This window comes from Mannheimia sp. ZY171111 (genome assembly GCF_017750945.1).
In the GTDB taxonomy this organism is placed as follows: domain Bacteria; phylum Pseudomonadota; class Gammaproteobacteria; order Enterobacterales; family Pasteurellaceae; genus Mannheimia; species Mannheimia pernigra.
Map to the genome: position 1 here is coordinate 527,720 of NZ_CP046532.1, position 17,075 is coordinate 544,794.

Sequence of the window (17,075 nt, forward strand, 5' to 3'; positions counted from 1 at the left end):
GCTGCTCTTTTTTCTTTTTGGGTTAAAACAAACTCTGTTGTCCTAGCAAATGTTCCGGCACAGGTTTTATCTGAAATCCTTTCTCCGCCAAAAAGCCTTTTAGCGTTTGGATATTATAAAATGCGTGGCTTTTAGTGGTGTTTTCAAAGTAGAGATAGAGCCTGTCGAACTCGGCTTTTCGATGAAACAGCAAATCCGCCAAACCGTTCAACTCTTCGTCCGAATAACGATAATCGTGGCGTTCTGCCGCACTTTGCCCTTTCCACCAATCAGGGTTGCGTCCGTGTAGCCGTAAATAAGCAATGCGTTGGTTGGCGAAAAAATGAAACGCAGGCAAGCCAATATTCTGCGGATAATCCACATTGCACCAAATCAGATTTGAGCTGTTTGCGAAAGTGTCAAACACAGGCGAAATATGCCAACTTGGGTGTCGGAACTCAATTGCAAGCGGTTGATTTTCAAACCATTTTATCAATTCGACCAAATAACGGCGATTGGGTGGCGTGCGTTCAAATTGGGCGGGGAATTGAATAAACAAATTCGCCAGCACATTTTGCTCCATAAGCGGTTGCAACGCATTCAAAAAGGCTTGAGCCTGCTCTAAAGTTGCCGTGCGTTGGTGGCTGAAATCTTGGTGTAATTTCGCTGAAAAATTCAGCCGCCCTTCCGCTTTTTGCACCATTCCCTCAAAGGCTTTCTGCCCGATAGGAGCGTGGAAGGTGCTATTGATTTCAAGCGTATCGTAATGCTGGCTGTAAACCGCCAGAAAATCCTCTTTTTTCGTGCCGAAAGGATAAAGCGTGCCAAGCAGATCGGTGTCGGCATAGCCGCCTGTGCCGATGTAAATATGAGGTAAAGTCATCATTATTCTTGCCAAAATTGTTTTGGCAAATTTTAGAGCTTTTTAGACCGCTTGCAAACCGCTAATAAAGGAGTAAGATTTGGCTATCTGTTCTTATTTTATCATTGTTATGTGGATTTGCTTTACCTTACTGGCAGCTATCGCACAAGCGGTTCGCAATGCTTTTCAAAAGCAACTTAGCCTAAATGTGCCTGTATTGGGCGTCACGCTGGCTCGTTTTTTCTATGCCGTGCCTTTAGCAAGTGGCTATTTATATTTTTTGTACCAATATGATGAAACGCTCAATATTCCTGACTTTCCGCCACTGTTTTTTGTGTATGCGATAGCCGCAGGGCTAGCCCAAATTATGGCAACCTCTCTAATGGTTAAGCTCTTTCACTTAAAAAATTATGCTATCGGTGTTGGGCTTGCGAAAAGTGAGGCAGTTTGGGCAGCCTTACTTGGCGTAATATTTTTTGGCGTCACAATCAGTGGTATTGGGTGGTTTGGCGTCATTCTCGGCGGTGTCGCAATCTTTTTAATGACAGGCAGTAGCAATTTACGCCAGCTTTCGTGGAAAACGCCGTTGCTCGGCATTGGTAGCGGTTTATGCTTTGCCCTCACCTCCCTTTGGGTACGAGAAGCTAGCTTACAACTTCATAGCCACTATTTATTTTCTGCCGCTTGGGTACTTTTTGCTGTTATTACGTTTGAGGCGGTGGTACTTGTGATCTATTTAGCACTTTTCCAACGAGATACTCTCGCTAAATTTTTCCGCTTGCCTAAACTGGGCATACTCACGAGCCTATTTTCCTTTCTGGGATCTTTCGGCTGGTTTAATGCAATGAGCTTAAACCACGTTGCCTTTGTAAAAACCCTCGGGCAAGTGGAAATTTTCTTTATTTTAGGCATTTCCTACTTTATTTTTAAAGAGCGGCTGAAAATTCAAGATTTTGTAGGGCTGGTGCTAGTCGTTTTCGCGGCGGTTCTTGTTGTTCTTGGGTAATATTACAAGCGGTTAAAATCACTAAATATTTTGCAAATGATGAATTATAAAAATCCTAATAGCGTGTTAGTTGTCGTTTATGCTAAAAATACTCATCAAGTATTGATGCTACAACGTAAAGACGATCCTGAATTTTGGCAATCCGTAACAGGCTCTATCGAAATAGGCGAAAAACCGATTGAAGCCGCCGAACGTGAAGTGTTTGAAGAGATTGGCTTGCCAGTTTCCCATTTGCAAAATTCAGAGAAAAAACAACCGCTTGTTGATTGCCAAAAGCAGATAGAATTTGAAATTTTTCCGCATTTTCGGTATAAATACGCACCGAATATCACACATTGTGTCGAGCATTGGTTTTTGTTACCGCTTGAAAGTGAACAAGAGCCGATTTTAAGCGAGCATTTGGCTTACCGTTGGGTTTCGGTTGAGGAAGCGGTCGAAATGACGAAATCCCCGAACAACGCACAGGCGATCAAACAATATCTAACAACATTAAAATAAGGAAAACAAAATGGCAGGCCATAGTAAGTGGGCAAATATTAAACACCGCAAAGCAGCACAAGATGCACAACGCGGTAAAATTTTCACAAAATTAATTCGTGAATTAGTAACAGCTGCAAAATTAGGCGGAGGTGATGTGAATGCAAACCCTCGCTTACGTTCAGCCGTTGATAAAGCGTTATCAAGCAATATGACGCGTGATACCATCAACCGTGCAATTGAACGTGGTGTAGGCGGTGGCGATGACACCAATATGGAAACCAAAATCTACGAAGGTTACGGCCCAGGCGGTACAGCGGTGATGGTGGAATGTTTAAGCGATAACGCCAACCGCACCATTTCACAAGTTCGCCCAAGTTTTACCAAGTGCGGCGGCAACTTAGGCACCGAAGGTTCTGTAGGTTATCTGTTCAGCAAAAAAGGCTTAATTTTAATTGCTTCTGGCGATGAAGATGCTTTAACGGAAGCGGCAATCGAATCTGGAGCTGATGATATTCAAGTTCAAGAAGACGGTTCATTTGAAATCTACACCGCTTGGGAAGATTTAGGCGATGTGCGTGATGGCATTGAGCAAGCAGGTTTTAAAATTGAATCTGCAGAAGTCACAATGATTCCATCAACCACTGTTGAACTTGATGCGGAAACTGCCCCAAAACTACTTGATTTAATCAATCGCCTTGAAGATTGCGATGACGTGCAAAACGTATACCACAACGGCGAAATCAGCGATGAAGTAGCGGCGTTGCTTTAATCAAATATAAAAAATAAGGGCTAATCTAGATTAGCCCTTATTTTTCAAACTAATTTTTATCGAGATATAATTTCGCCAATTGCATATTATCCGTAATAATACTATCTACCCCGTTTTCAAATAATGTTGCCACTTCTTTCTCTTCATTTGCCGTATAAACCATTACAAACCGTTGAATTTTATGGCATTTTTCAACAAGCTCTTTGGTCACAATTTTATAATTTAGCACAAAACCACTACACGCCAATTCACTTACCGTTTCCCAAGCAGAATCTCGCCACTTCTCCAATAGCAATGCTCTTGGAATAGAAGTGTGTGCATCATAAGCCCCTTTGAGGGCATCTTCACTAAATGAGGAGAGCAAAAGCGGGCAATGTTCTTTGCTTTCAGCATTTACAAATTGCTCAAGAAATTTGGCACACGCCATACCTGTTTTATAATCTTGGTTAGGATTTGGCTTAATTTCTACATTCAAAAAACAGTTATTTTCCAATACAAATGGCACTATTTTCTCTAATAATGGGATTGATTCTTGCTGAAATTCACGGCTAAACCAACTGCCAGCATCAAGCTGATTTAAGGTTTGCCACTCAATTTTTGCACTGCCTTTTCCTGAAGTAGTTCTGTCTAAAGTATCGTCGTGTAATAAAAATAGCTGTTCATCTGCAGATAATTTGGCATCGCATTCAAACATCTTATAGCCGTGTTGCAAGCCAAGTTGGAAAGCAGCGAGTGTATTTTCAGGTGCTTGGTTGCCACCACCTCGATGGGCAATCAGTTTTGGATATGGGTATGACATAAAATCCTTCTCTATTTTTTTATTCTTGGCGTAAACCCGTTATCGAATTAAACCAATGTAGTTGTGATAAATCAGCTTCAATATGGAATGTGTCAGAAATTTCGTGATGTAATAAATCTGTACGAATTTGATTGTAGCGAATAATTATCGGCTGCTGCCCTAATTTGCCGTAAATTAACTGCTCAGAACCTAATAATTCACTAATAGAAATTAAAGCGTCCCAACTATGTTCTGTTTTGTTTTCCACCAAAGTAATATACTCTGGTCGAATGCCTAAAATCCAATTCCCGCCACCTTGTGCTTTAATACTACTTGGCGCAGATACACCTTTTAGTAATTGCCCATCACAGTAAACATCGTTGCTTTTCACTTCAACATTTAATAAATTCATTGCAGGTAAACCAATAAAGTTAGCGACAAAAATTGAAGCTGGGCGAGAGAAGATATTTTCTGGTGTATCAAATTGCTCAATTTTGCCTTTATTCATCACAATAATGCGATCCGCCAGTGTCATTGCCTCTGTTTGATCGTGGGTAACATAGAGTGAGGTCACCCCAATTCGATTATGACGACGGCGAATTTCCAAACGGGTTGATGTGCGTAATTTCGCATCTAAATTTGAGAGTGGCTCATCAAATAAAAAGAGAATGGGTTTACGTACAATGGCTCGCCCCATTGCAACACGCTGTCTTTGACCACCGGATAACTCTTTCGGTTTTTTATCTAAATAAGCCTCGAGCTCTAACATTTTGGCAGCCTCGTTGATGCGTTGTTCAATTTCAGTGGTAGGCATTTTGGCAAGTTTAATGCCATAAGCCATATTTTCACGCACTGTCATATGTGGATAAAGGGCGTAGTTTTGAAACACCATTGCGATATTGCGTTGTGAAGGCTCTAATTGCGTAACATTGCAATTTCCAATCAAAATATCACCGCTTGTAGGCGTTTCTAAACCGGCAATAAGGCGTAATAGCGTAGATTTCCCACAGCCAGACGGACCAACCACGACAATAAATTCCCCTGCCTCTACTTCTATATTGATACCTTTTAAAATCAAATCTTGCGGTTTTTTTGCCGTTCCATAATGTTTGGTAATATTTTTTAATTCAAGTGTTGCCATAAAATTTCCTTAAATTATTATTTTTCTGAATCAATTAGTCCTTTCACTAACCATTTTTGCATCAATAAGATCACAAGGGTTGGTGGGATAAGCATCAATATCACGCTTGCCATCACTACATTCCAGCTAATAGGCCCGCCGCCTGTATCCAGCATTTTTCGCACGCCGATACCCAACGAGAACATATCTTCGCTGGTGGTCATTAATAGTGGCCATAAATATTGGTTCCAGCCATAAATAAATTGGATCACAAACAATGCTGCAATACTTGGAATAGAAAGTGGCACAAGAATATCTTTAAAGAATGTCATTGCCTTTGCTCCGTCCATTTTTGACGCTTCCAATAACTCTTGCGGCACGGTAGCAAAGAATTGGCGGAATAAAAATGTTGCGGTAGCAGAAGCAATTAACGGTATGGTTAAACCTGCATAACTATTAATTAAATGCAAATTCACCACCACTTCATAAGTTGGGATAATTCGAACCTCAACTGGTAACATCAGCGTGACGAAAATCAGGATAAAAATTAACCCTCTCAATGGGAAACGGAAGTAAACGATTGCAAAAGCAGAGAGCAAAGAAATCGTGATTTTCCCCACAGCGATGAGCATTGTCATCACAAAGGTGACCCAAAGCATTCGAGAAACCGGCAATGCGGTGGCTGAAAATTCGCTCCCCCAAAGGGCGGTCGTATAGTTCTGAATAATTTGATCGCCCGGCAGAAGTGAAATCGGTACGGAAATCACATCCGTTTCCGTATGCGTAGAAGCTACAAATGCCAAATAAATCGGAAAACAGATAAGTAATACCGCAATCCATAAACTGCAATGGGAAAAGAAATTCAACCAAGGACGATTTTCAACCATTTTTAATGCCCTCCCTTTTTATCCATATATTTAAATTGCACCAAGGTCAGCAATAATACAGCTGTCATTAAAATCACCGATTGTGCTGCGGAACTGCCGTAATCCATCGATTTAAAACCCTCTACATAAATACGATATACGAGTGTCGATGTGGATTTACCCGGTCCGCCTTCTGTTAAAGAATCAATAATGGCGAAAGTATCAAAGAACACATAAACAATATTAATGACACAAAGAAAAAAGGTTGTTGGCCAAAGTAGCGGAAATTGAATGGTAAAAAAGCGTCGCCAAGGGCCTGCACCGTCTATCGCAGCGGCTTCAATCAGTGATTTAGGAATCGCTTGTAAGCCTGCATAGAAGAATAGGAAATTATAAGAAATTTGTTTCCAGACTGAGGCTAAAATCACAAGCCACATCGCCTGTGAATCATTCATTTGGTGGTTCCACTCAATGCCGATTTGCTTTAATGCATAAGCAATCACACCAAAAGAGGGAGAAAACATAAATGCCCATAAAACACCCACAACAATAGGTGAAACCGCATAAGGTAAAATTAAAAAAGTGCGGTAATAAACAGCACCTGTTGTGATGCGATACATAAAAAAGGCGAGCAGCAAGGAAAGTACTAACGCAAGTAAGGTGACCCAAAAGGAAAAGTAAATGGTGGCATAAACTGATTCCCAATAGGTTGGATCATTCCATAAACGTTTGAAATTATCGAATCCTACCCAGTAACTGGTTATACCAAACATATCTTGCATTTGAAATGATTGGTATAACGCCTGTATTGCAGGCCAGTAGAAAAAAATGCCAATAATCAATAATTGGGGCAATAACAGTAACCACGATAAAAAACGATATCCTGTATATCTTGTCATAGTTATTATTCCTAGAAATAAATATACTCTCCCACCCAATATCGATGGAAGAGCAATAGTCGATATTATTTATTTACATTTCTAAATCTTTCTAGTAGCTCATTACCACGCTTAACGGCATTATCCAGTGCTTGTTGAGCGGTTTTCTTACCCGTCCAGACTTGTTCTAGCTCTTCATCAACAATCGTACGAATTTGCGGCATATTACCTAAACGGATACCACGAGTACGCTCAGTTGTTTTACGAACCATTTGTTCTACAGGCACATCTGTCCCTGGGTTTTGTGTGTAATACCCTGATTTTTCTGTGATTTCATAGGCTTTCAACGTAACTGGCAAATAACCTGTAGTCATATGGCTTTTGGCTTGTACTTCAGGTTTAGAAAGGAAGTCAAAGAATTGTGCAATACCTTTGTAGTTAGAGTCTGGCTTACCTGCCAATACCCACAAACTTGCACCACCAATCATTGTATTTTGAGGAGCGGCTGCAACATCATCGTAATATGGTAGAGTTGATTCACCGAAAGCAAATTTGGCATCACGTTTAATGCCTGAATAAGAGCCTGACGAACCGATGAAAATCGCACATTCGCCTGAAGCAAATGCAGGTTGAGAGCTACTTTCACGCCCTTTATAAATAAACAAGTTGTTTTTTGCCATATCCGCTAAGTTATCAATATGGCGAACGTGTAATTCAGAGTTAAAGGTTAATTCTGCATCTAAAGCGTCAAAACCATTATTTTTAGTTGCAAAAGGAACATCGTGCCACGCAGAGAAGTTTTCTAATTGCGTCCAGCCCATCCAAGACACGGTTAAAGGACAAGTGCTACCAGACTGTTTTAATTTTTCGGTGACCGCACGAACATCTTTCCACGTTTTTGGTGCTGTTTCAGGGTCTAACCCTGCTTTTTGGAAAGCATCTTTATTGTAATAAAGCACAGCTGTCGAACTGTTAAAAGGGAGAGAGAGCATTTCGCCATTTGGGGCAGTGTAATAGCTACTTATAGCTGGAATATAATCTGACGGGCTAAACTTCAGGTCGGCATCTTTCATAATTTGTGTAACAGATTTTGTCACCCCTTTTGCATAGATCATTGATGCAGTACCGACTTCATACACTTGTAGAATATCCGGTGCATTACCAGCTCTTACTGCAGCAATTCCCGCCGCCATCGCCTCAGGGTAAGAGCCTTTAAAAACAGGCACAACTTTATACTCTTTTTGGCTATCATTAAATTCTTGTGCTAAACCATTTACCCAATCATTTAATGCCCCTCCCATTGAATGCCACCATTGAATTTCTGTCGCAGCATACGCTGGGGTTCCTAATGTGATTGCAGTGATTAATGCTGTTTTAGTCAATAAGCGTTTCATTTAAACCTCGCTATGGTTGATAGGTTAATTAAGCATTGTGCATTTCGCACACCAGGAAAATAGCAAAGATTTATGACAGTTTTATGACAGTTTTATGACAATACAAAATATTCATTTATTTTTTTAATTGAAGATCTACAAGCGGTTAAAAAAGTAAAATTTTTTGCAAAAGAAATTATTTATAAATCCATAAAATAAAAATAATAAAATCAAATAGTTATAACTTATATGCGAAATTAGGTTTATGTTTAGCGATAAAATAAATGAACTTTTATAAAAAAATCTATACTAATTAAACGAAGCTGTTGCTTCTATATATTAAAATTACTTGTTGCTTCTATATATTAAAATTACTTAAGGAGAAAACTATGAAATTAGTCAAATTCGTTCCTGCTCTAGCAGCAACTTTAGTATTAGCCGCTTGCTCTAATGCGAATAACCAGGTAGTTCCTCAACCAACAGTAGATCCTGTAGCAAAAGTAGCAGATCAAGCAATTCAACAAGTAAATGATATTGCAGGTAATGTCACTCATGGAGTTGCAGCTGTTAAAGTAGAAAAAGCAACTGATTCCTCAAAATCAATTGTATATCGTTGCCAAAGTGGTAAATGGGTAACAGCAAATTATGTTTTCCAAGGCGAAGAAGCTAAAGCCGTAAACATTCTGTTACAGAACGGTCAAAAAATACAAAAAATCCCTACGTTAACACGTGATGTTGCAAATAAAGACTTTACATCATTTAAGTCTGATCGTTATATTTGGAATGTTTCAACTGGATTTATGCTATCAAATGCAACCGACGAAACTACTGGTATGCTCACGAAGCTAGGAAAAGAAACAGATGAAATCCTTGCAAAACTTTGCGATGTTGATAGCAAATTAACGAAAAAATTAAATAAATAAGAATTGATTAATTCAACCATAAGCGAGAAGATATACCTTCTCGCTTATTTTATTTATAACAGAAATGTCTATTATTTTAGGAATTGATCCTGGCTCTCGGGTAACAGGTTATGGTGTCATTCGCCAAAAGGGGCGGCATCTAGAATATCTTGGAAGCGGTGCAATTCGCACAACAGCTGACGATTTACCTACCCGCCTTAAACGTATTTATGCTGGCGTGAGCGAAATTATCACCCAATTTCACCCAGATATGTTTGCAATTGAGCAAGTCTTTATGGCGAAAAACCCCGATTCAGCTTTAAAACTTGGGCAAGCACGGGGCACTGCGATTGTAGCGGCAGTTAATCACGATTTGCCAGTCTTTGAATATGCAGCAAGACTCGTGAAACAAACAGTTACAGGGATTGGTTCAGCAGATAAAGTGCAGGTTCAAGATATGGTAACGCGAATGCTACAACTTTCTGCCCAGCCACAAGCTGATGCCGCTGATGCGTTAGCAATTGCTATTACTCACGCTCATTCTATACAGCACTCATTAATTGTGGCAAAACAAAGCCAACAACGTGTAAATAGTGAGAAAGAGCAAATTTTGGCTCTAATAAAAACTCGTTATAGTAGAGGAAGATTTAGGTTGAAAGCATAATTAAAAACCGCTTGAAAAAATACTAACAAGCGGTCTTCTTTTCAGGAAATGTTGCAATTACTCATCTTCAGATGGCGTGGAAAATCGTTCTATTCTTGCCCCAAGTCTGCGTAATTTTTCTTCAATATGTTCATAACCCCGATCGATATGATAAATGCGATCAACAATAGTTTCACCATTTGCAATACAACCTGCCAATACTAAACTAATTGAAGCACGAAGATCGGTTGCCATCACTTCTGCTGATTTTAATCGATCTACACCATAGCAAATCGCGGAGTTGCCTTCAATTTCAGCTTTAGCTCCCATACGAATAAGCTCTGGAATATGCATAAAACGGTTCTCAAAAATCGTTTCAGTAATACGACTTGTACCATCTGCTACCGCATTTAACAACGTAAATTGAGCTTGCATATCTGTTGGAAAACCTGGATGTGGCATTGTACGGATATTCACTGCTTTCGGGCGACGACCAAATGAATCTAGTGTGATGGTATCTTCAGTCACATCAATTTGCATACCCGCCTCACGTAATTTTTCAATTACTGCATCAAGCGTATCTGCTTTAGTACCGCGACAAGTAATGTGGCCGCCCGATACTGCTGCTGCCACTAAAAAAGTACCCGTTTCGATACGATCTGGCACTACGCTATGCTCACAGCCGCCTAAATGTTCAACGCCTTCAATCGTGATCATATCGCTACCTGCACCAGAAATTTTTGCACCCATTGCATTTAAGAAATCGGCAGTATCCACAATTTCTGGCTCACGTGCGGCATTTTCAATTACAGTAGTCCCTTTTGCAAGGGTTGCAGCCATCATCACTGATAAGGTTGCCCCTACGCTTACTTTATCCATATAAACTCTGGCACCGTTTAAACGCCCACGAGAGGTTGCTTTTACATAGCCTTCATCTAATTCAATTCTAGCGCCCATTTTCTCTAAGCCAGAAATGTGCATATCAACAGGTCTAGCACCAATAGTACAGCCACCTGGCAATGAAACTTGTCCAACTTGGAAACGTGCAACCAACGGTGCTAATGCCCAAATAGAAGCTCTCATTGTTTTGACTAATTCGTATGGTGCAACGTAGTTATTAATGTTACTTGCATCAATATATACAACGCCTTTTTCTGCTTTCTCAACCATCACGCCTAATTGGCGTAAAATTTTAAAAGTGGTATCAACGTCTTTTAAATCAGGTACATTTTTTAATGTCACCGGTTTTTCAGCTAAAATAGATGCAAATAAAATAGGCAGGGCTGCATTTTTGGCACCTGAAATATCTACCGTTCCACTCAGAGAGAATGGCCCGTACACACGAAATTTTTCCATTTGGGAGTCCTAAATTAAGAATATGTAAGTGGTAACGAAATACAAGCGGTCATTTTTGTCTAGAAATTTGCAAAAAAGATGAATTTTTTAACCGCTTGTCAAAATATTATCCATTATCCTACCATATTTAGTAAACGCTCAGTTTTCCATTTTTCTGTACTGAATACTTTGATCGTTAATGCGTGAATTTCATTTGTAGTGAAATAGTCTGATAATGGTGCATAAACAGCTTGCTGCTGTTTTACTTTTGAAAGTGAAGCGATGCTATCACTGACGACAATAACGCCAAAATGTGCATTTTCGCCTTGTGCATACACCTCCGCTACATCGGTTAAGCTTTGTTTTAAAATTTCTTCAATTTGTGATGGGGTCATTATTAAGTCCTAATTTCTAGTTCTCTAAATAATAAATTGCTCAAACCAATCGTTTAAATCGTACAGTTCTGCTAATGTTCTCACAGAATCTGGTGTATGGATTAAGCTATTTGGTATGATTTTATGATAGTGATTTAATAATTCAGCAAGTAATGTAAAACCAGCAGAATCAACACGCGTGATCTCTTTTAAATCCCAATACAATCTTTGAGTAGTTTTAGGAGATAAAAAAGAAGCACGTTGCTCCCACAATGGAAGCAACGTGTCACGAGTTAATTCGCCCGATAGTTTCACAAAAAGACTTTCATTGTTTTGCTGAACATCCCATTGTAATTTTTTTTGCGGCATAACTAAGCGACTTATTTTAAGATAATAGGCTGTTTTGCTGATTGAGCAACTTGAGCAGTTAAAGCATCAATACCTTTTTGACGAATAACACCTGCCCATTCATTTTGTTTAGTTGCAACCATACTCACGCCTTCAGCAGCCATATCGTATGCTTGCCATTCACCTGTTCTACTGTTTTTACGCCATTTAAAATCTAATTTAATTGGCTGTGCAGCACCTTTTCCTGCTACATTCACACGAATGCTTACAATTGATTTACCATCAACTGATTTTGGGCTTTCAATTTGTACATTTTGACCTTGATATTGAGTTAATACTTGTGCATAAGATTGCTCGACAAATTGACCAAATGCGTTAAAAAAGGCTTCTTTTTGTGCATCCGTTGCAGAAGATAAATTTTTACCTAATACTAACTGACCTGCATATTTAACGTGGACGTATGGCATTAAATCGTTACGCACGATAGTACGCAAATATTCAGGATTTGATTTAATTTTACTTTGATTGCTTTTGATATTACCAAATAGTTTATCTGCTGTTTGTTGCATTAATACATAAGGACTTGTTTCCGCAAATGCAGAAGTTGAGAATAAGGCAGAAACTGCCACTAAACCTGTTACGATAATTTTTTTAATGTTTTTTAACATTATTGATAATCTCCAAACTCTAAATTAGAGGTTATTGTTGTTAGGTTGATTATTCTGCCGTGACAGAATCAACCGCTTTTTCACCTTCAATTTTATCTGACTTTTTATCGCCATATAAAAACTGACCGATTAAATCTTCCAACACCATTGCAGAATTAGTATCCACAAAAGTATCACCCTCTTTCATTATTGCGGTTTCGCCTTCAATCATAAAGCCGACATTTAACGCAATATATTGTTCGCCTAATAAGCCAGAGGTTTTAATTGAAAGCGTGCTGGTATCTGGAATTTGGTTAAAATTCTCATTCACAGCTAAGGCAACTTTAGGCGTATAGCTTTTCTTGTCAAGAGAAATATCTGTAACTCTCCCTACTACTACACCACCCACTTTTATTGGCGAACGTACCTTTAGTCCACCAATATTGTCAAAAGTTGCATAAAGCGTGTAGGTTTTCTCACTAGCGAAACCTTGCACATTTGCCACTCTTAAACCTAAAAAGACAAGAGCTGCTAACCCTAGTAGCACAAATAACCCTACCCAGAATTCATATTTAATTGATTGACGCATTGTCTATTCCTTTTACTAAAATCAACCACCGAACATAATCGCAGTTAAAATAAAATCTAATCCTAAAATCACAAGTGATGCATTTACCACGGTTTTTGTTGTTGCTTGGCTAATACCTTCTGAAGTAGGTATACAATCATAACCATTAAATAAAGCAATCCACACTATAGCAAAGGCAAAAATAATACTTTTAATGAAACCATTAACTAAATCGCTAGCATTAACAGAACTTTGCATTACAGACCAAAAACTTCCACTATCAACACCTTTCCAGTCGACGCCAACAAGCGAGCTTCCCCAAATACCAATTGCGGTAAAAATGGCGGCCAAAATAGGCATTGAGATTACTCCAGCCCAAAAGCGAGGTGCAATAATTCTTCTTAATGGATCAACGGCCATCATTTCAAGGCTGGAAAGTTGCTCTGTCGCTTTCATTAAACCAATTTCTGCTGTTAATGCTGAGCCAGCTCGCCCTGCAAATAATAAAGCGGTAACTACAGGCCCTAATTCACGCAATAGCGAAAGCGATACTAACGTCCCCAAACTGCTTTCAGCGGCAAAATCTGTTAATACCACATAACCTTGCAAACCTAACACCATACCGATAAATAAACCCGAAAGCATAATAATTAAAAGCGATTGCACCCCTAGTGCATAAAGCTGCTTAATCAATAACGGTTTGTGTTTTCTAAATTCAGGCTTACCAATTAATGCCCCCCATAACATAAAAGCTGAACGCCCAAACGTACGGATAAAATTAATAACACAAATCCCAACAGAGCTAATAAAATTAACCATTAAATAGCTCCTCCGTATAATCTTTAGCCGGGTAGTGGAAACGCACGGGGCCGTCAGCTTTACCTGCTAAGAATTGCACTACTTGTGGATCCTGGCTTTCGAGTAACATTTCTGGTGTTCCTTCTGCAATAATGCGTTTATCCGCCACAATATAAGCATAATCCGCAATACTTAGCACCTCTTTTACATCGTGAGATACAACAATAGAGGTGAGATTTAATGCCTGATTTAACTCTTTAATTAACTCTACAATCACACCCATACTAATCGGATCCTGTCCTGCAAAGGGTTCATCATACATTATCAAATCAGGATCTAGTGCTATCGCACGAGCAAGTGCGACACGACGCGCCATACCACCAGATAATTCGGAAGGCATTAGACTTGCCGCGCCCCGAAGCCCAACGGCTTCTAGTTTCAACAGCACTAATTTTCTAATTAGCTCTTCGGGCAAACAAGTGTGCTCACGAATAGGGAAAGCCACATTATCAAATGTAGAAATATCGGTAAATAACGCACCTGATTGGAACAGCATTCCCATTCTCTGGCGAATTTCATAAAGCTCTTTATTATTTGCTTTACAAATATCTCTGCCATCAAACAATATTTCGCCTGATTCAGGTAAAATTTGACCGCTAATTAAGCGTAACAACGTAGTTTTACCTATTCCAGACGGCCCCATAATGGCAGTTACTTTACCTTTTTGCACTTGCAAATTGAGATTGTCATAAATCACTCGGCTCCCTCGTTTAAAGGTCAGATGCTTTACTTCAACCAAATTTTCTCTAGACATCAAAATAGGACTCAAATTAACAAAATTGGTGTATGGTCTATTAAATTTAACCGAATGTCAAAAAACTTTTAAATAAGCTTGCAAAATTATTCTGACAAGCGGTCGATTTTCATAAAAATTTTGCAAATTGATGAACTGAAAAAAAAAAGCTTTGTCTTAGTAAACACGAGCTATTTCACTCGTAAATTATAAAAACGCAATAAATAGATATGAGGAACATATACAATATGAATAACACTCTCAAAAATTCATTTTTCAGCGCCATAATTTTAGGTTCAAGTATTACCGCCATACCAATGGCTGCACAGGCTACATTACCAATACAAGTAAATGGACAAGCACTGCCTAGCCTTGCGCCAATGTTAGAAAAAGTTCGCCCTGCCGTGGTAAGCATTGCAGTTGAAGGTAAAACACAAGAAGATTCTCGCTACACACGTGAAATTCCACCCGAATTTGAATTTTTCTTCGGACCGAATGCCGATCTATTCGGTAACCGTTCATCTGCTCCTCGTCACTTTCGTGGTGTAGGCTCAGGTGTTATCATCAATGCAGAAAAAGGTTATATCATTACGAATAACCACGTTATTGATAACGCAGATAAAATGACCGTAAAACTCGAAGATGGTCGTGAATTTAACGCAAAATTAGTCGGCAGCGATCCACTTTCAGATGTCGCATTAGTTCAGATTGAAAATCCAAAATACCTCACTGAAATTAAATTTGCTGATTCTGACAAATTACAGGTGGGCGATTTTACTGTAGCCATTGGTAACCCATTTGGCTTAGGACAAACCGTAACATCAGGCATTGTTTCTGCACTGGGTCGCTCAACTGGCAAATCCGATGAAGGATATGAAAACTATATCCAAACTGATGCTGCAGTCAATCAAGGTAACTCAGGTGGTCCGCTCATTAACTTAAATGGTGAATTAATCGGTATCAACACGGCAATTATTTCGCCAAGTGGCGGTAATGCTGGTATTGCTTTCGCAATCCCTAGCAATATGGCAAGTAGTCTTGTGAGCCAAATTATCGAATTTGGTGAAGTGAAACGCGGTATGCTGGGTATTAAAGGCGGGGAGCTAAATGCGAATCTAGCGAAAGAGTTTAATATTTCAACGCAACAAGGTGCTTTCATTAGTGAAGTATTACCAGACTCTGCCGCAGCCAAAGCTGGCTTTAAAGCTGGCGATGTGATTACTGAAATTAACGGTCAAAAAATCCATAGCTTCAGCGAATTGCGGGCTAAAGTGGCAACCTCTGGTGTTGGCAAAGAACTCGAACTAACCTATTTACGTGACGGAAAACAAGCCAAAACAAAAGTTACCCTACAATCAGACTCAGAAGTGAAAACCACAGCAGAAAACATTATTCCTGCATTAAAAGGGGCTACGTTTAACAACTATAACTCAAAAGGGGTTAAAGGCGTTGAAATCTCAAGCGTAGAAAAAGGTTCTATTGCTGAAATGCGTAGCTTGAAAAAAGGTGACATTATCATTGGCGTAAACCGTCATTCAGTCGAAAACATCGCTGATTTACGTAAAATTTTAGATGCTAAACCATCCGTAGTTGCACTAAACATCTTGCGTGACGGTGGCAATTTCTATGTGATTTTACAATAAATCATAGTGAACTTATAAGGTGGGCTTATCCCACCTTATTTTTTGCTTAAAGTAATTTACTATTCATAAAATCCAAAAACTCCCACATAAATACCGATTGTTCGCGATCCTTGATAGACAGCAAACCACGTCTAAATTAGACGTGCCTCCTCTACCAAGCCATATTCACCAATCAAACAATGTTCCATTGAGCGTGAAAGCACGAAAGCCACTCCAATACCTCGTCCATTTTTACCGTATTTTTCAATGATATACACATCATTAATGACAAAAGTGTAATTTCTAACCACTTACAACTAACCTTATAATTTGGCTCGCCAATTAAAAACACTAAACAACTTATCCAAAGGGAGTATGGTCTGGAATACGGTTACCACAAGCACATCTGACACCGCCACATGCTGACAAAATACAAATTCACGCCATTAGCATTAGTGTGATTGGCGGGAGAAAATCGCTACTTTATACGGTCAATCACAATGTCTTTGAAAAAAATCATCCGTGTAACCATTGAGATTTTTTGAAGTGAATGCCAATGCTGCCACGCTGGCCATCACTTGACTAAGCAAACCACATTGCTATTTGCTATGGCGTATTTGAAAGTTTGCACTGGGCGGATGACAAGCTGTTAAGACAAATTATCACATCACCACCATCAACCCCGACAATTTGGCAGCAACACCCGTTTACTTAAGGCAAATATACGTAAGATTTGAGTGACGTCTCTACCGTATTGCATCGAGGTATGACTTATTTAAACTCTTTTTATCGCGATAAAATAGCATATTTTGAAGTAAAATAATGACGATTTAAAACATCATTTGCAAAAAGGTAAGTGGTGTTTTTTATCATTTAAATCAAACCAAAAGCTGTGTTACAATCGATTTTTTTGACAATTTGGACATCTATTTTG

Annotated in this window: 20 protein-coding genes; 6 read left to right on the plus strand and 14 right to left on the minus strand. The window is 39.2% G+C overall.

What is annotated here, in order from left to right:
- Positions 1-22: 22 nt before the first annotated feature.
- Positions 23-862, minus strand: coding sequence for a DUF72 domain-containing protein (locus GM698_RS02440; protein WP_209289774.1), 840 nt, complete (start codon positions 860-862; stop codon positions 23-25).
- 79 nt (positions 863-941) lie between these two features.
- On the opposite strand from GM698_RS02440, the gene GM698_RS02445 reads away from it, so the two are divergent.
- From GM698_RS02445 to GM698_RS02455, 3 genes are read left to right on the plus strand one after another with little or no spacing between them, the layout of a single operon-like run.
- The gene (locus GM698_RS02445; RefSeq protein ID WP_236650880.1) at positions 942-1,847 is read left to right on the plus strand and encodes a DMT family transporter; all 906 of its coding nucleotides are present in this window, start codon (positions 942-944) and stop codon (positions 1,845-1,847) included.
- Positions 1,848-1,886: 39 nt separating this feature from the next.
- On the plus strand, positions 1,887-2,345 hold the full coding sequence (gene nudB / locus GM698_RS02450; protein WP_159631233.1) for a dihydroneopterin triphosphate diphosphatase: 459 nt from the start codon (positions 1,887-1,889) through the stop codon (positions 2,343-2,345).
- A gap of 10 nt (positions 2,346-2,355) precedes the next feature.
- Positions 2,356-3,096 carry a YebC/PmpR family DNA-binding transcriptional regulator gene (locus tag GM698_RS02455; protein ID WP_176807980.1) on the plus strand — a complete coding sequence of 247 codons (741 nt, stop codon included), beginning with the start codon at positions 2,356-2,358 and terminating at the stop codon, positions 3,094-3,096.
- A gap of 49 nt (positions 3,097-3,145) precedes the next feature.
- Here the strand turns inward: GM698_RS02455 and GM698_RS02460 are convergent, their stop codons facing one another.
- The 5 genes from GM698_RS02460 to ugpB all read right to left on the minus strand — a co-directional run bounded on the left by GM698_RS02460 (position 3,146) and on the right by ugpB (position 8,132).
- Positions 3,146-3,895 carry a glycerophosphodiester phosphodiesterase family protein gene (locus GM698_RS02460; protein WP_176812294.1) on the minus strand — a complete coding sequence of 250 codons (750 nt, stop codon included), beginning with the start codon at positions 3,893-3,895 and terminating at the stop codon, positions 3,146-3,148.
- A 19-nt stretch (positions 3,896-3,914) separates the two neighbouring features.
- Positions 3,915-5,015, minus strand: a complete 1,101-nt coding sequence (locus GM698_RS02465; protein ID WP_209289606.1) for an ABC transporter ATP-binding protein — start codon at positions 5,013-5,015, stop codon at positions 3,915-3,917.
- A 17-nt stretch (positions 5,016-5,032) separates the two neighbouring features.
- A complete protein-coding gene (ugpE, locus tag GM698_RS02470) occupies positions 5,033-5,881 on the minus strand; it encodes a sn-glycerol-3-phosphate ABC transporter permease UgpE (protein WP_176812292.1) in 849 nt (282 codons plus the stop codon).
- Between the two features lie 2 nt (positions 5,882-5,883).
- Positions 5,884-6,759: a sn-glycerol-3-phosphate ABC transporter permease UgpA gene (gene ugpA / locus GM698_RS02475; protein ID WP_209289607.1), complete on the minus strand. Its 876-nt coding sequence runs from the start codon at positions 6,757-6,759 to the stop codon at positions 5,884-5,886.
- A 65-nt stretch (positions 6,760-6,824) separates the two neighbouring features.
- Positions 6,825-8,132 (minus strand): sn-glycerol-3-phosphate ABC transporter substrate-binding protein UgpB, encoded by a 1,308-nt coding sequence (gene ugpB, locus GM698_RS02480; protein ID WP_209289608.1) that lies wholly within the window; start codon positions 8,130-8,132, stop codon positions 6,825-6,827.
- A gap of 368 nt (positions 8,133-8,500) precedes the next feature.
- On the opposite strand from ugpB, the gene GM698_RS02485 reads away from it, so the two are divergent.
- Positions 8,501-9,034 carry a hypothetical protein gene (locus GM698_RS02485; RefSeq protein WP_176807979.1) on the plus strand — a complete coding sequence of 178 codons (534 nt, stop codon included), beginning with the start codon at positions 8,501-8,503 and terminating at the stop codon, positions 9,032-9,034.
- A gap of 64 nt (positions 9,035-9,098) precedes the next feature.
- Positions 9,099-9,677 (plus strand): crossover junction endodeoxyribonuclease RuvC, encoded by a 579-nt coding sequence (gene ruvC / locus GM698_RS02490; protein WP_159629200.1) that lies wholly within the window; start codon positions 9,099-9,101, stop codon positions 9,675-9,677.
- A gap of 57 nt (positions 9,678-9,734) precedes the next feature.
- Here ruvC and murA read toward each other — a convergent pair whose 3' ends face one another.
- The 7 genes from murA to mlaF all read right to left on the minus strand — a co-directional run bounded on the left by murA (position 9,735) and on the right by mlaF (position 14,540).
- A complete protein-coding gene (murA, locus tag GM698_RS02495) occupies positions 9,735-11,012 on the minus strand; it encodes a UDP-N-acetylglucosamine 1-carboxyvinyltransferase (protein WP_176807978.1) in 1,278 nt (425 codons plus the stop codon).
- Positions 11,013-11,125: 113 nt separating this feature from the next.
- Entirely contained in the window at positions 11,126-11,386 is a 261-nt protein-coding gene (locus tag GM698_RS02500) for a BolA family protein (RefSeq protein ID WP_159629198.1), read from the minus strand.
- A gap of 24 nt (positions 11,387-11,410) precedes the next feature.
- Positions 11,411-11,734: a lipid asymmetry maintenance protein MlaB gene (locus GM698_RS02505; RefSeq protein WP_176807976.1), complete on the minus strand. Its 324-nt coding sequence runs from the start codon at positions 11,732-11,734 to the stop codon at positions 11,411-11,413.
- 11 nt (positions 11,735-11,745) lie between these two features.
- Positions 11,746-12,381, minus strand: coding sequence for a phospholipid-binding protein MlaC (gene mlaC / locus GM698_RS02510; protein WP_176809673.1), 636 nt, complete (start codon positions 12,379-12,381; stop codon positions 11,746-11,748).
- A 49-nt stretch (positions 12,382-12,430) separates the two neighbouring features.
- Positions 12,431-12,949 carry an outer membrane lipid asymmetry maintenance protein MlaD gene (mlaD, locus tag GM698_RS02515; RefSeq protein ID WP_159629195.1) on the minus strand — a complete coding sequence of 173 codons (519 nt, stop codon included), beginning with the start codon at positions 12,947-12,949 and terminating at the stop codon, positions 12,431-12,433.
- A 21-nt stretch (positions 12,950-12,970) separates the two neighbouring features.
- Positions 12,971-13,747, minus strand: a complete 777-nt coding sequence (gene mlaE / locus GM698_RS02520; protein WP_209289609.1) for a lipid asymmetry maintenance ABC transporter permease subunit MlaE — start codon at positions 13,745-13,747, stop codon at positions 12,971-12,973.
- Positions 13,740-14,540, minus strand: a complete 801-nt coding sequence (mlaF, locus tag GM698_RS02525) for a phospholipid ABC transporter ATP-binding protein MlaF (protein ID WP_371739910.1) — start codon at positions 14,538-14,540, stop codon at positions 13,740-13,742. Before mlaF ends, mlaE begins: the two co-directional genes overlap by 8 nt.
- A gap of 227 nt (positions 14,541-14,767) precedes the next feature.
- Between mlaF and GM698_RS02530 the strand changes: the two genes are divergently transcribed.
- Positions 14,768-16,162 carry a Do family serine endopeptidase gene (locus tag GM698_RS02530; protein WP_176807972.1) on the plus strand — a complete coding sequence of 465 codons (1,395 nt, stop codon included), beginning with the start codon at positions 14,768-14,770 and terminating at the stop codon, positions 16,160-16,162.
- Between the two features lie 131 nt (positions 16,163-16,293).
- Here the strand turns inward: GM698_RS02530 and GM698_RS02535 are convergent, their stop codons facing one another.
- On the minus strand, positions 16,294-16,452 hold the full coding sequence (locus GM698_RS02535) for a hypothetical protein (protein ID WP_176807971.1): 159 nt from the start codon (positions 16,450-16,452) through the stop codon (positions 16,294-16,296).
- Positions 16,453-17,075 lie beyond the last annotated feature (623 nt).